This window comes from Gordonia sp. SMJS1 (assembly GCF_029866425.1).
GTDB classification, from domain to species: domain Bacteria; phylum Actinomycetota; class Actinomycetes; order Mycobacteriales; family Mycobacteriaceae; genus Gordonia; species Gordonia hongkongensis.
Genome location: NZ_CP123383.1, coordinates 68,666 through 82,671, shown reverse-complemented (window position 1 = coordinate 82,671; position 14,006 = coordinate 68,666). Strand labels below are relative to the sequence as shown.

Below are 14,006 nucleotides of genomic sequence, written 5' to 3'. Positions count from 1 at the left end.
ATTTCGTCTGTCCTGCTGGGGGTCAACAGGTTCGGTCCGCGACAGCGTGGTCGGCGGTGGTGATGGGCAGCTGGTAGTCCGCGGCGACGCGCAGGTAGGTGGCGATGTAGGTGCACACGTAGGCGCGGTTGGGTGGCAACCATTCGGCGATGGTTTTGGAGCCTTTGGCGCTGTTGGCCGAGCCATCGGCGGCGAGGAGGTTGGCGGGATCGTTGGCGAAGGTGACCCGCTTGGCCAGCGGCCAGTCGTGGGCACCGGCATGCCAGGCCGCCTCGAGCGGGAACACGTGGTCGATCTCGATGTCGCTGCTGGTGGTGCCTTTACGGAACGGGAGGACTGCACCGGTGTAGGGGTCGGGGTCCAGGACACCGGAGAGGACCGTGCAGCCGCGGGTTTTCGGGTCGAGCTGCACGGCGTCGAGTTGGGTCCGCAGGATGTCGTTGCGGGTGTCGCATCCGTTGTGCGACATCGCCGCATCCGAATCGTCAGTCCAGGCCGGACCGAACACGCACGCTTTGCCTCTGCGGCAGGACCTTTCGTACCCGGGCCTGTCGGGAAGCCCCGACACCACCCGCACGCGGGCCAGGAGTTGACTGACCTCATCAGCGGCGCCGTCGACTGTGCCCCGGGGTGTGCCGGTGACCGGCTGGGCGGTCACCGGGGTGATGTGGTCGGCGGCGGTCTCGTCGATCCAGGAGGTGATCGTCTGTTTGGCGGCGTCGGTGGACTCTGTACGGATCATCCCGCCGGCAACCCCGAGACCTACAACAACGACCGCGCCCACGAGCAGCGCCACCAGACGGCGCACGATCATCATCGCGCCACCACCACCGGTCGCAGGAGTTGGCGTCGCAGCACGGCCTGTGTGGCGGCCAGGGCGCACATCACGACGACGGTGCCGATGTAGAGCGCCGGCGACACCACCACGAGGGCGTTGGCCCACACCGCGAGGGTGGCCAGCCATACCGTGGACGGGCGCAGTAGTGCGGGCCTATTCCAGCCCACCGCGACAACGAACAACGCCGCCACCGCTGCGCCGACGCCGATCAGCACCAGCGCGATGGCGCTGTCCAAGGGCTGGGTCCACGACACCGCGGCGAACCCGACCAGCCCGGCGGCGGTGACGACCACCGCGATCGCGGCATCGAGCCACGCAGACAGACCGGCGATGTTGTGCCGGTCGGGGCTGTCCGGGTCGGTGGTCATGGCGAACTCCAGGTGGTGTGGTGTCGGGGGTCAGTTGCTGGGGACGGGTGTGGTCGATGTGTTGCTGGTGGGTTGTTCGCGGAGCGCGCCGGCGGCGTGGGCGCCGGCGGTGATGCGCACCGTGACCGGGGACGCCGACGGCCCGGTCTCATCGGTGCCGGCGGTGCCGAGGTGGGTGAGGGTGTAGACGCCTTCGGGCAGGGCGAGGGCGATCGGGGTGTTGGCGGTGATGACGTCGAGGCTGGCGCCGACGGGGAAGGCGAGCGTGCTGCCTGCTCCCCCACCCTCGGCGGGTGTGGGGATCTGCGGGGACGTTGTTGTGGCAGTGCTTGGTGTCTGTTCGGTGCTCGACGATGCGTCCGTCGAGGGCGCGGCGGCGTCGTCTCGACGCTCGATGTGGATGACCGCGTTGGGCACTAGCCCGCCGGTGGCGGCGACCTGGGAGATCGAGACCAGGCCAATCTTGTCGGTGGAGGCCTCGGCGATCACCGTCGAGACGTCGGCGGTCGTCGAGCTGCTGGCGCTTGTGCTCGGTGTGGTGGTCTCGTCGGCGTGGGCCAGGCCGACTGTGGTGGCCACGACCAGCCCACCGAGCACCGCCGCCGTGGCTCCTACGCCAATGCGGCGTCGCCAGGACTGGGTGGTGGTGGGGTCCGCTACGTGGTCGTCACGGTGGGTGCGTTCGATGGACATCAGGTTCTCGTTTCAGCAGCGGTCAGACTTGTACGCGTTGGACTTTGAGGGTGATCCACTCGGCGAGCCATTCGATGGCTGAGCGCCCGGAGTTGTCGACTTTGTAGTTGCCGTAGGCGACGTGGTTGCGGGTGGCGCCGCCGACGAACTGCGACACCTCGATACCGGCGTCGACAAGCCCGGCGAGGTTGTTGGCGTCCTCAGAGGACACGAGCTGGATCATGGAGTTGGTCAGGCCCAGGAAGTCCGCGCCTGCGACCTGGTTGGACAGAGTCGTACCGGCGACGAGGTTGGGCTGATACCCCGAGGCGGGGGTTTTGGTGCCGCCGTTGAGGACTCCGGACGCCACGGTCGCCAGATCGAGGCCGACCGGCACGAGGTCGGCCAACCGTACGAGGTTGCGTTGCTCGAGGACGTCGAAAGCAATGCCCTCGATGCGCTGGACGTTGTTGACCAGCCGGATGATGTCGAGGTTGCCTACGAAATCCAGGACGGTCGCGGCGATCTGGGTGTACCCCGACGGATCAGGGATCATCCGCAGGATGCTGGCGATCCATTTGAAATCGACCTGGGCGGCCATCTTCACCAGCGGGGCGATCGCTTCGTTGATCTCCTGGGCACTCTTGCGCACCCCGGGCACGTCGAGGGCGACCGCGCGTTGCACGGTCATGCTCAGCCCGTTGATCATGCCGATCCAGTTCGTCGACCCCAGTCCCACAACGACGTTGAGGACTTGTTCGATCACCTTCTGTGGCGCCAGGACACTCAGGACGTTGGAGGCGGTGGCCATGGTCGGTGCGGGGGTGGCGGTCAGCGGGGCGGTCTGTTGGCCCAGCTGGTTCGACAGCGACGACAGCTGTTGAGCCTGTGCGGGATCGAGGCTGCCCGACCCGGACTGCTGGGCCAGGGTGCCCGCAGTCGTGGCGAGCTGCTGGGAGGTCGTCACCGCTCCAGACAGGTCGGCCTTGTTCGCGTTGTTGAGGACGGTCAGCGCGGCGCGATCGGGTGAACCCGCCGGCGCCGCGGACAGGTCTTTGGTGGTGGTCGTGTCGACGGTTCCCGAGCCGATGAGCTGCTGCAACGGTTGCAGGGTGTTGCTCACCGAGGATGCGGTGGTGGCGATCTGGCCCAGGTCGACAGCCCGTCCCCCACTGGGGGTGTTGGCCAGCGATTGGGCCAGGGTGGACACATTCGAGCCGAGCTGCCCCAGATCTGCACTCGACCAGTCGGTGGTCATCGCCGAGGTCAGCTGCGACGGCGACTGCTGCCCGGTCGGTGACACACCCGTGGCGCCGGGCAGACCGGCCATCTGGCGTTCGTTCTGCTGTTTGACCCCGGCTTCGGCCGGCGTGGTGGCCAGCATCTGCGAGATGCTCGAGACCAGGGGGTACTTCTGCCGGTCGAGGTTGCAGTACATGTCACCGGGCGTGGTCTTGGTGCCGGTGTCACAGATCGTCGCGACCCGCCCGGACAGTGATCCCATCCCGCCGGGACGGTTACCGCCCATTCCCACACCACTATTGGCGTTGGGACCCACGAGCGCTTCACCGGGTGTGCCGCGGCCGGGATCAGCCAACAGCGCGACCGCCAGGACCTTCTCAGCCTCGATCGGGCCGCGGTTGTTGCCGATGTCCGAGGCCACGTCACCGGCGGCATCAGCGCCCTGGCTGTATCCGCCGAGCACGATTTGGGTGGTGGGGCACTGACTGACCTGGCTGGTCAGGGTGTGTTTGAGCGAGTCGATGCCGGTCTGTTTGGACTGAACGTAGTTGAGTCCCTTGTTGAATGCCGACGCCGAGTAGGCCGGGAAGATCACCGACACGTTGTCGCCGACAGAGGCTTTCACGCGGTCGGTGACGCCTTTGAGCATCCCCACCGGCTGGTTCGGGTTCGCCGCGGCGTGGGTCTCCCCTGTCCCGGCCATCATCACGATCGTCACCGGCGCACACCCAGCCGCCGGAGCAGCAGACGCGGCCGGCACAGTCACCAGGGACGAACCCGCGACCGCCGCGACGACAGCACCCGCCGAGACAACCTTTGTGAACCGTTGTCGGAGACTGACTCCCACCCTCGTGACCCCTTGCTGTCCGGATCGGCACGTAACGCGCCGATCGCCCTATACAGCGAGTGTCACTCGGATTTTTCGGTATTCAACGCACGACTAGGGGTCAGTTCCAGTCGATGCGGAAGTCGCGGACGCCGTCGAAGTGGAATCCGGTGTCGTCGTCGAAGTCGTCGAAGGCGGCGAAGTTGATCGAGGCGTGTTCTTCGAGGATGGCCGCGACGCGGGCGTGGTCGTCACGGGCCAGGGCGTCGCCGAGGGCGGAGATTTGTTGGCGGCTCATCTGGGTGTGGTCGAGGCCTTGGGGGCCGCCGAAGTCGAAGGATTTGGCCATGCGGTAGTCGTAGTTGCCGCCGTCGGTGCGGGCGTGGACGTCGGCGGTGAAGTGGATGGTCGGTCGCATGCGGGAGACGTCGACGCCGCTGTCGACGAGGCGTTGGGCGACCTGTGCATCGACGAGGCGGCCTTGAGCGTCGGGCCGCAGACTCTTGGTGCGTCCGGCCCGCCAGTCGTAGACGGCACTCGGTGAGCGGCCGAGTTGTCGTGCGGCTCCGTCAACACCGCCCATGCGGGTGATCTCGGCGCGGCGAGCGACGAGGTCGGCGGTGCGGTCATCGGGGATGCGGCCCTGTTGTTTCCAGCGGCGGAAGGTGCGCCGCGAGGGTGGGCGGCGGCCGGCGTCCTGGGCGGCTTTGCAGGCGGCGTCGTAGCCGATAGTGCCGAGGTGGTCGGTAGGGGTGCGCTCCCCCACCAGACCCGCATCGGCCCGTGCGAGATCAGCCGCGGTCCCGGCTGCGACGGAGACCTGCCGGCCGGCGGCCGCGGTAGTGGTGGCGGTGGGCTCGTCGCGGCGTTCGCGACGGCGCGGCCGGAACTGGGCCATCAGCTCACCACCTCCGCGGTGGTGGCCGTGTCATTCTCGGATGTGAGATCGGTTGTGGCGGAGTCATCGTCGTCTGGCAGGCCGGAGGCAGTGTAGGCGGTGCTGATCGCCTTGCGAACCTCCGTGGGTGTAGTTGCTGAGAGCAGAGCGAGGATGACGTTGTCGTCGAGTGGGCGCCGCTTCTCGACCACGAACTTGCCGAGGTAGGTCAGTTCGTCGGCGAGGCCGGCACCCGCGGTGAGGTAGGTCCAGGCGTCGGTGAGGCCTTTGATGGGCCAGATGTTGTGTTCGCGTGCGAGTTTCATGGCTTTGGCGCGGGATCGGTGGCGGGCGTGAGCTTTGATGGCCGCGGCCCAGATCGGCTGGTAGTGGTGGCGCATGTGGGAATCCCAGTTGCGGTCCCCGGCGATGCGACCGAGGTAGCCCTTGTAGATGTCGGTGACCATCGATTTGAGGATTGGGTCATCGGCCTCCACAGCGGCTTTGCGGGCGGCAGCGAGCAGTTCCTTCCACCGCTTGAGCACCTGCCCCTGGTCGCTGGTGGTCCAGGCCTCGGCGATCGCCAGATCGGCGATGTCGAGGCCCGCTCCCCCATCTGGAATGGGTGCAGTCAGGCTGATGATCGTTTCGGTAGTCACCCAGGTCGTCACGGGCCGGTCGGTGCGCATCCGCGGATGCGGGAGCGGCAGCTTGTCCGGTAGGGCGAGGGTGTCGGCGGCCGGCAGCGTGATCTGCCAAACACCGAACGGAAGAGGGCTACTGGTGTGGGCGAGTTCGTCGGCGCCGGTGCTGTGGTGGACGAGTTCGCCGTATCCCAGGTTGATCATGCCGGCGCTGGCCAGATACGAGGCGCGTTGGTCGATCGTCACCAGCTCATCGGCGGCGTCGAGTTCTTCGGTGTCGATCCAGCCGCGCGACCACACGATGACCGGTTCGAGTTCGTCGGCATCTGTGATATCGATGGGCGGCAACGGGACTGGCGCATCGACGATGGTGCCGCGACCGGTTTTGCGGCGGTCCCGGAAGATCCGGTCGAGGATCACCGCCCCGGTACGTGCGGGAGTGATCCCAGGCAGGACGCCGAGGTTCTCGACATGCCAGCACAACCGTCGGGCCAGCTCCCGGGCGGTGTCCATCTCGTCATCGAAATCGATGAGCGTGCCTGCGGTTTCGGAGCCAAGGATGCCCATGCGGTCGTGGTTGATGCGTGCAGTCCACGCCCAGCCCTCGAGGATCACATCGACCATCAGCTTGCGGTTCCCTGCGGTGTGAGACAGGTGCAGGCGGTAGCCGATCTCCTCCCCCGGCTGGTACAGATGCCATCCGTCCTCACCCTGCGGGGTCAGGAAGGGGCCGAGTAGCTCGCGGGTGGCGTCATCCAGGCGCGCGATCACGTCGGTCTTCATCCGGCCTTCGCGCAGCTCCTCATCGGAGTAATCCGCCTCGTCGCCCGGGTCGACATCGTCCGGGCCCCAGCCGAGCTGTGCGCACGCAGCGTCGATCACCCACACCTGCGCCGGCAACCCCGCCGGAGACAACGGCTGCCGACGCTGACGCCACTCCAACACCTTGAGGAGCTTGTCGACCGAATCAACAGGCTTGTCTACCAACACGATCCCCGACGGGGACAGAACCTTTGTGGAGGTGACGATCATCGCGTGATCGTCGGCCGTTTTGCCACTCAAGGGGTCACCTCTGCGTTCGCATAGTCGCTCCTGCTTAGCTCTCTTTACCGCGGTAAACCGACTTGGTCGCTTTACCGCGGTAAAGAACGCCTCAGCTACGGTCTTGGAGCTGTTCGATGAGTGCGTCGATATCTTCGGGCGGCCAGACCTCGCGGATTGCAATCGCTACGGTGCTTGGCTCGGCCTTGAACCTCTTCAAAGCACGCTTCATTGCAGCAGAGGAGTGTTCCGGCGTTCGGGCCTGCTTACCGCCCTCCTCCCCTGTGTCTGTTGACTTTTCACGCTTCTCGCTTGCCGCCTGCCAGGCGGCGACCTGCTCCTCCATCGGGACCTTCGCGAGAGTGCGTGCATGCCGCACCGCGAGTTCTCCACTCCGTAACTTCGCTTGGAGTTCCGGGTCCAGCTGGAGGAGGGTGCGGCGCTGCGACACCCACCCCTCCGTGCGGTTGAGACGCTCGGCAGCCGCTTTGGCGCTTCCCAGCTCGGCGACCATCGCCTCCACCGCGTTCGCTTCTTCGATGACGTCGAAGTCCTGGCGTTCCAGGTTCTCAGCAATCGCGGCCCACAGCAGCGTCGCCTTATCCGCTGCCAGCCCGTCACGAATCACCATGTCGAGGCCTTCGCGCCCGAACTGTCGAGCCGCGGCGAGACGTCGGCACCCATTGACGATCACGTACTGCGCGTCGCTGATCGCGCTCTGATCTTCCGGATACAACCTGAGCCAGGCGGATCGAGAGATCGCGGTCGCCGGCTGGAGCTGACGATCGCGAATACTCTCCAAATCGGCGAGATCCCCCAGATCGGACCGCGGGTTACGAGGGTTTGGCGCTAGTTCGTCAAGGCGGACGTTCGAGCGATAGATGCCGTCGACCGCAGCGGTGGGGTCCACAGTCGAGTTGACGCCTACTGAGGATGCGAGCGAACTCAGGTCAACTCGTCCGCCATTCTTGCGCGCCATCAGCGGGCCCCCACATTGAGTTCGAGGCACAGTCGCTGGAAGTCTTCTCTGGCCTGTAGTGCCACCCTGTTCGTCGGGTATTCAGTGACGACCTTGCCGTCCGCGGCGGCGCGAGTGTGGAGCTTGTACCGGCGTATGACAGTGTTCGCCAACGGCCAGCCCATCGATCGCGCAAACTGCTGCGTTTCCTCTAGGTCTGCTCGGCCATCTCGTGGATCCCAGTTGTTGATCACGACTTTGAAAGCCACCCCGCGAGGCTTGAGCACCTTCTCGATCGTTCGAGCTGTGGGATCGAACGCAAGCACTTCTGGAGTGAGCGGCACTACCGCAAGGTCTGTAGCCGAGAGTAAAGCATCCAGGACCAGCCCCGTGTTTCCGTTCTCGGTCGTCCCAGGGTCATCGCCTAGCCAGCCTGGGGTGTCCACGAACACGTGCTCGACGCCGGGCAAGTCGCCGAGTGCACGCAGTAGCTCGGGATTGCCATCGACCTGGGTGATACGGAAGGGGAGGTCGTCGACCCTGTCTGCCCACCACACAGCCGAACCTTGAGGGTCCGTGGAGACGGCGAGGACGGGGGAGTCCTCTTCTTGGGATGTTGATGTGGGGTCGTTGATCACATCGGCGGTGACTGCGGCACAGTTGACTGTGGCGGTGGACTTTCCCACGCCACCTTTCTGGTTGATGAAGGTGTAGACGGTCATTCTGGGGTGAGCCTCCGTGTGCTTCGTCGATTGACTACTTCGGTGGGCGAGGGCGGTTCGGTCTTTACCGCGGTAAAGACGGTAGCGCCTCGGGTTACAGGATACACCCTCTCGGGTGTATTTCAATACAGGGAGCGAGTCCCTACCGGTGAGATGTGATGGGGGATCTCTCGAAGCGCGCCCGCATAGGGGCCCACGGCTATATTCCACCGGAGGAGGTGTCCTCGCCAAGGCGACAGGCCGGGACGGCGAGTCTTACCGCGGTAAAGACTCGCCGTCCGGAACCGGCTGTCGGTCGCGAATCCACTCGTTCACGGTCGCTTCCTTCCAACCTCTCGTCGAGCCGGTGAGTGCGTCGTAGGCGGGAAGCATTCTCTTGCGGTCGTAACTCTTGAGCGTGTTCACAGATAGGTTCGCCCTCGCTGCGAACTCGCTCAGAGATAGATACCGTTCCATGACCCGTGCAGTCTATCTGCGCGTGAGGCCGGTAGGTGCTCATGCAGAAACCGCAAACAGGTCGTGGCGCAACGCTTTGATCCGGTCAGGGCGGAACCCGGACCAATGGTCACTGCCGGCCACGACGACCGGGGCTTGTTGGTAGCCCAGTTGCACCACGAAGTCCCGCGCCTGGGCGTCTTCGGTGATGTCGATGACCTTGTAGGTGAGGCCTTGCTTGTCGAGAGCCTTGTAGGTGGCGTTGCACTGGACACAGGCTGGTTTGGTGTAGACGGTGATGGTCATTTTGATGCTCCTTGTGTTTGGCTGTCGATCGGGATCTGCGTGGTGACGCTGGGGGAAGGGCGGCTACTCGTTGGCGCCTCCCGCAGGTTTGTTCCATCCGCAGGCGGCGGCCGCGATCTCGTAGGCGCGGGCGCGTAGTGCACTGTCGACTGCGGGTCGGTGGGCGACAGGGGGTCGGTGACCGTTCCCGTCGGCTCGTGGGTTCTGGGAGGGGGCAGGACTCGGTGTGGCCCAGTCGATCTGTCCAAGGCGCCACCGCAGGTAGGCCGCGGGGTTGTCGATGGTGTTCGGCCAGCTCAGGTTGGCGTTGCGGCCGTGGTCGTTGAGTCGTGCGACTACCGCGGCCGGTGTCCAGGTGGACGGGTCAATGCCGGCGTCGGTGAGAACGTCGCAGATCCGGCCGAGGTGGTGTTTGCGCTGGAAGTCCGGGCGACGCCACGACTGCGGTACGACCCTGCGGGGTGAGGCGAGTGCGTCAGTATCGGGGTCGAGCCCGCGGCAGCGGGCCACGATCCCCGCTGCGAGTCTCTGAATCGGCAACGATCGACCTGCGCAGGGCTCTTCGACGGAAATGTCCGTTTTTCTCTTGAAGAAGTAGAACTTCTAGAAAGAGAAAAAGCTCTACTTGACCCCTGACGGGATAGGGGTGGGCAACCCTTCGGCTGCTGGCGGCGGCCCTGGCCCGTCGTCTGTGATGTCTGGTCGGGTGCGGGTGCGGGTGCGGGTGTCGGCTCGGCGGCGGCAACAGCGGCGACGGCGTCCTTAGGCATGGTGAGCGAGATCTGCGAGGCCACGCGCAGCTGCGTGCCGCCGTGGTGGGCGCGGGCGGCCATAATCTCGATCCCGGTGAGCCGCTGCCCATAGGCCACGTCGACGAGCAGGCCAAGGGTGCGCAGTACACGCCGGCCGTCCTTAATCTGGTCCAGGCTGAGCCCCGCCTTACCAGCGAGTGTTTTCAACGAGGCCGTCATATATCGACCGGTGGGGGTTTCGGCGTAGTGGGCGTGCGCCTTGGCTGCGGCCATGACGGTCGCCGCGGCCACGCGGTGATGGCGTCGGCGAGCAGCTGCACCCTCGGCTGTTGCAAGGAGGACCGCTACAGCGTTGAGCCAGGCATCCCTGCTCGTCCAGCACGGCACCTGCGCCGGGGCCCGACCGTCCGTCGTGCGCTCGGGGGTAGGTCGTTGCCACGTGCGGCGGCCTCGTTGCTCGGCGTTGAGGTCTTCAATCTCGTTGCGCTGCTGTGTTTCTACCGCGTCGAGTAATCGGCAGGTGACCGCGAACGCAAGCGACACCCGGGCGGTCAGGCACAACGGCTCCAGTAGCGCAGCGATGGCCGCACTGAACGTCCCCGGCGGTTGTTGGTCGGACGGAAGCAGTGCTGGGGCGGTCACGGGATCACCGCCCCAGCCTGTGCGGCACCAGATCCGGCGCGATCGCCGTGGTCGTCCAGGAGGCCGACGACCAGGTGGGTGTCGACGTGATGGCTCCACAGATCGGCTGAGCCGGCCTCGACAAGCCCGAGTACGGCGTCGATCACCACCGAGGGTGGTGCGTCAACAGCCGCGATCAGCTGAGCCAGGCTCAGCGTGCAGCACCGCGCGAGGATCTCGGCAATCACGCGCTCGGCGCGGGCGATCGCCGCGCGAGGTGTGGTGTGTGCGCCCCCGTCCAGCCGAACTGAACGGTTACTCCCGCACGTCGCCGCATACGCTGGTGCGGCTCTGTGGGGGGTGTCGAAGACAACGCTGGTAGGGGCGTTCGCCCCGACAGTCACCGCAACGGTGGTCGGGGCGTTCCCGTGTTGACCTCACCGATCGCCCTATCAATGGGTGCGACCTGCGGTGATGTCTCTACGGGGGGTGTGAATGGCGCGACACGGCGGCGATAGTTGCCCGTGTCGAGGGTGTGCTTTACCATCAGAAGTGCCTGGAGCGGCAATTCCTTCCTGTTTGGGAGGCTTCCGGGGTCTAGCTGGTAACTAGATTCCGAACCAGTTCTCGGGGTGAAGCGAAGCGGCTAACTTCGCTCCCCACTCGAAAATCCGTGTACTCCCCTTCGGGGGGACCGGTGTCTCCATCGCTGTGTAGTTATTTCGTCGCTGGCGTCCTACGGCGGCTTCCGTTCCGCCCCGGTACGGGCAAAACGACTGCGGCGCAAGACTTTCGCGCGCTGTCTGCTACATGACAGAGGCCTCCTCGGGTGGTGTAGACATGGGTCCAAGCGTGATCGTTTCACGTTCGTTACCTGCCCCATCGGAGGCGCGCCGCCCTCCGGTGGAGATCGGAAAAGGCGCAGGTGCCGCAAGCGTTCGGTCATGATGCGACGGCCGTCTGCGGAGATTCTGCGGCGGGGCGGCCGGGACTCTGTTGGAGTAGCCGGCGCTGTTCGCGATTGCGGGCGGCGTGAGCAAGTCGTGCAGAGTGCGCGACGTCGGTAGTCCAGGGCTCGCCGCGCTGTCCCCACACCAGGCCGCCCCAGATGACTGATCGAGGAGCAGTGCTTTCGCGCTCGCCACGGCGCAGGGCTCCCTCCCGGCAGGCGGTGAAGACAGGGCATCGCTCGCATAGGGCGACGGCCCGGTTGATAGCAGCGACGTCATGAAGGACCACGTCGAGGTCCCAGCCGTACGGATCTCGAGTGCAGGGCTCTTCGCTGAGGATGTTCGCTGCTGCCTGGTTAGCGGTGCTGGTGGGCGCTTTCCGACCGCGAGGGGTAGCAGCGGCAGGGGGAGCGTGAAAGTCGCTCAGGGGCCTCACGCGCGGTGGAGTAGACGCGACGAGCGTGTGGCGGTTACCGCCAGAACCAGGCTCGGCGGATTGCGGATGGTTCACTTTTGCCCCCAAGGGTCGACGATGAACGAATACGTTTCGGTGTCGACAGGCCGCTTGTCGTGGCCACTGACCTGTGGGAGCGCGTAAAGTCACGCACGTCCGTCGGTTCGTGCCTTTGCTCAAGGGCCGGTCGGACTTATCGGGCTCGCGGTCCCGGGGTGTGGATCGCCAAATCAACTTCCCCGGGCCGCGAGATTCCTCATGTTCGAGTCACTTCGCTGCGACAGCACGCCTCCTCTCCTGAGTCTGAACGGCTGGCAACAAGCGGTGAGAGCGCTTCTATATTCCTCTTATAAAATACTCTCAGGTCCGAATCGTACGGCGGAGGTGCCAGAGTGTCTAGCGATGAGCCGAGACTTTCCGATCGAATGAGCCGCAGCGTCCTCCGGGGATTCGCGCCTGCGGAGTTCCGTCGGGCCCGTGAGCGCGCCGGCATGAGCCGTAGTGACTTGGCTCGACTGTCTGGGATCAAGACCGCTGAGACGATCCGCAGGTGGGAACTGGGGCTGGCATCCCCGCAGGTGGATATCCTCGCCGGCGCGATACGCGCTCTTGCGATCCCTGCGGACGAGGTCATCATTACCCAGCCGGACACGCGATCCCTAGCAGACTGGCGCCACCTGCGACTGCTGACCCAGCCCCAGCTTGCGTCTGCCGCAAGCATGTCCACAAGCCTGGTACAGCAACTCGAGTCGGGGCTGGGGACACTCACGACTGAGCGCGCGGAGCGCCTCGCCGTTGCGTTGGAGCTGGAAGTGGGTGAAGTGCAGAGGGCCCATGAAAGAGCGCGACGTCGACCTCCGGGGGCGCCAGCGTAGCGCGACCGCGCTAGGGCATATGGAGCGCAGGAGGAGGCTGTGACAGAGCGGGTCTGTGCGAGTGGTGATGAAAACACGAAAAACCTCCCCGGGTGACTGGAAATCTGGCGAACGAGTCAGTAAGAAAGCCCACGGGCATCGCCCGGTTGCCTAAATGGAACTGCACTCTGTGTTCGCGACCAGACCCGAAAGGGTTCGTCAGGGTCTGGGAATTTCCACCGGTGAGGGTGCGCGTTGTAGCTCGGAGCATAACACCAGACCGAAGGGCTGCACTAGTTTGTGAGCCTCGTGGTGTCGCCGCGGCCCGGGGGGTTAAGAGGCCATGACTTCTGGCAGTGGCTCGACCGTCAGAAACCCCAAGCCGTCTTCGCCCTGTTTGTCCGGTGTGATCGTGATCCGGGCCGTGTGCCACAGGTCAGGCGGACTGCCGGCGAATCTGACCCGCGCACGATAGGTTGCTCTCTCTTGGCGACGGGTGAGCAGTGCAAGCTGTGCTGCCGCGATCTCTTCCCGATCGTCCTCATGGAAGATGGGGCTGTCGGTGAGCCACGAGTCGAGTGGTGGGGGAGGTGTCCGCAGCCAATCGGTCACCAATCCGGTGGCGAAATCGATTCGCCCCAACCCGGATTCGCGCTCCTCAAGGTTGGCGATGACACGGGCGGTGTGCCGGTTGAAAGCAATGAACTCGGCTGGGTCGACATCGTTGATGTCGTGCACGACCCCGCGCAGGGCCCATCGCGAGGACAGGTGCACAGCTCTCATCGTCATGTAGCAGCGGTAGCGCAGCTGGTCGTCGCTGTCGCGCGCATGCCGAACGGTGAGTGGGGAGTCGAAGGTGGCTCCGTTGTCCAGGCGCCCAGTGTTCATGTCGCGAACGAAGGGCCCGATGTCTGATTCTCGGGGGAAGTCGTAGAAATACTGGAAGACCTCGGGCGCAACGCGAATGACTTCCCCAGGAGAGTCGTCCATGCCGAGGATGTCGCGTTCGATGTTCGGGCCGTCGTGGATGTGCGCGACATCGCGGGCCTCGTCGTAGATGAACTCGAAAGCACCGACGAGGCGCCGCGGAGGGGGAGTGGCCTCAGCGTCGCCGATCCACAGCTGCACCGCGAAGACCACCTGGCTGGGCCCGAACACAGGCTCGGCGATGATCCGCACCTGCGAGACAACCACCGACTGAGGGCGCCCGGTCGCGGCGGCCTTGCCAAGTGCGTCAAGGACATGCGCATACACGGCGTAGTCGCCGTTGGGCACCTCCTGCCGCAACCTCTGTACGGAGGTGTATTGGGAGCGCCGGCCGTCCTTGAAGACCACCGAGGGCTCGACTTCGCCTTGGGCGCCGATTCCCATCGTCTCGACAACAATCCAGTGTGACATCAAACAACCCCCCGAGCGCACTGCTTCTTAGCGGCTCTATGCATGATC

At 65.3% G+C, this 14,006-nt stretch carries 13 protein-coding genes; 1 reads left to right on the top strand and 12 read right to left on the bottom strand.

Features of this window, described 5'->3' with window-relative positions:
* Positions 1 to 22: 22 nt before the first annotated feature.
* The 11 genes from QAD21_RS25125 to QAD21_RS25075 form a co-directional block, all read right to left on the bottom strand.
* Positions 23 to 817 (bottom strand): HNH endonuclease family protein, encoded by a 795-nt coding sequence (locus tag QAD21_RS25125; protein WP_280362296.1) that lies wholly within the window; start codon positions 815 to 817, stop codon positions 23 to 25.
* Positions 814 to 1,206 (bottom strand): hypothetical protein, encoded by a 393-nt coding sequence (locus QAD21_RS25120; protein ID WP_280362294.1) that lies wholly within the window; start codon positions 1,204 to 1,206, stop codon positions 814 to 816. Before QAD21_RS25120 ends, QAD21_RS25125 begins: the two co-directional genes overlap by 4 nt.
* A 30-nt stretch (positions 1,207 to 1,236) precedes the next feature.
* Entirely contained in the window at positions 1,237 to 1,899 is a 663-nt protein-coding gene (locus tag QAD21_RS25115) for a hypothetical protein (RefSeq protein ID WP_280362292.1), read from the bottom strand.
* Between the two features lie 22 nt (positions 1,900 to 1,921).
* Complete coding sequence (locus tag QAD21_RS25110) at positions 1,922 to 3,838, bottom strand: cutinase family protein (protein ID WP_280362290.1); 1,917 nt, start codon at positions 3,836 to 3,838, stop codon at positions 1,922 to 1,924.
* Positions 3,839 to 4,067: 229 nt separating this feature from the next.
* Positions 4,068 to 4,844 (bottom strand): hypothetical protein, encoded by a 777-nt coding sequence (locus QAD21_RS25105; RefSeq protein WP_280362288.1) that lies wholly within the window; start codon positions 4,842 to 4,844, stop codon positions 4,068 to 4,070.
* Positions 4,844 to 6,529 carry a hypothetical protein gene (locus QAD21_RS25100; RefSeq protein ID WP_280362286.1) on the bottom strand — a complete coding sequence of 562 codons (1,686 nt, stop codon included), beginning with the start codon at positions 6,527 to 6,529 and terminating at the stop codon, positions 4,844 to 4,846. Before QAD21_RS25100 ends, QAD21_RS25105 begins: the two co-directional genes overlap by 1 nt.
* Positions 6,530 to 6,620: 91 nt before the next feature.
* Positions 6,621 to 7,487 (bottom strand): ParB/RepB/Spo0J family partition protein, encoded by an 867-nt coding sequence (locus QAD21_RS25095; protein WP_280362284.1) that lies wholly within the window; start codon positions 7,485 to 7,487, stop codon positions 6,621 to 6,623.
* Positions 7,487 to 8,188, bottom strand: coding sequence for a ParA family protein (locus QAD21_RS25090; RefSeq protein WP_280362282.1), 702 nt, complete (start codon positions 8,186 to 8,188; stop codon positions 7,487 to 7,489). Before QAD21_RS25090 ends, QAD21_RS25095 begins: the two co-directional genes overlap by 1 nt.
* A gap of 495 nt (positions 8,189 to 8,683) precedes the next feature.
* Positions 8,684 to 8,929 (bottom strand): glutaredoxin-like protein NrdH, encoded by a 246-nt coding sequence (nrdH, locus tag QAD21_RS25085; protein WP_280362280.1) that lies wholly within the window; start codon positions 8,927 to 8,929, stop codon positions 8,684 to 8,686.
* A gap of 63 nt (positions 8,930 to 8,992) precedes the next feature.
* Positions 8,993 to 9,469 (bottom strand): hypothetical protein, encoded by a 477-nt coding sequence (locus QAD21_RS25080; protein WP_280362279.1) that lies wholly within the window; start codon positions 9,467 to 9,469, stop codon positions 8,993 to 8,995.
* Between the two features lie 850 nt (positions 9,470 to 10,319).
* Positions 10,320 to 10,550: a hypothetical protein gene (locus tag QAD21_RS25075; protein WP_280362277.1), complete on the bottom strand. Its 231-nt coding sequence runs from the start codon at positions 10,548 to 10,550 to the stop codon at positions 10,320 to 10,322.
* Positions 10,551 to 12,131: 1,581 nt separating this feature from the next.
* Between QAD21_RS25075 and QAD21_RS25070 the strand changes: the two genes are divergently transcribed.
* Complete coding sequence (locus QAD21_RS25070) at positions 12,132 to 12,581, top strand: helix-turn-helix transcriptional regulator (protein WP_280362275.1); 450 nt, start codon at positions 12,132 to 12,134, stop codon at positions 12,579 to 12,581.
* A gap of 312 nt (positions 12,582 to 12,893) precedes the next feature.
* Here QAD21_RS25070 and QAD21_RS25065 read toward each other — a convergent pair whose 3' ends face one another.
* Positions 12,894 to 13,958, bottom strand: coding sequence for a GAF domain-containing protein (locus tag QAD21_RS25065; protein WP_280362274.1), 1,065 nt, complete (start codon positions 13,956 to 13,958; stop codon positions 12,894 to 12,896).
* Positions 13,959 to 14,006 lie beyond the last annotated feature (48 nt).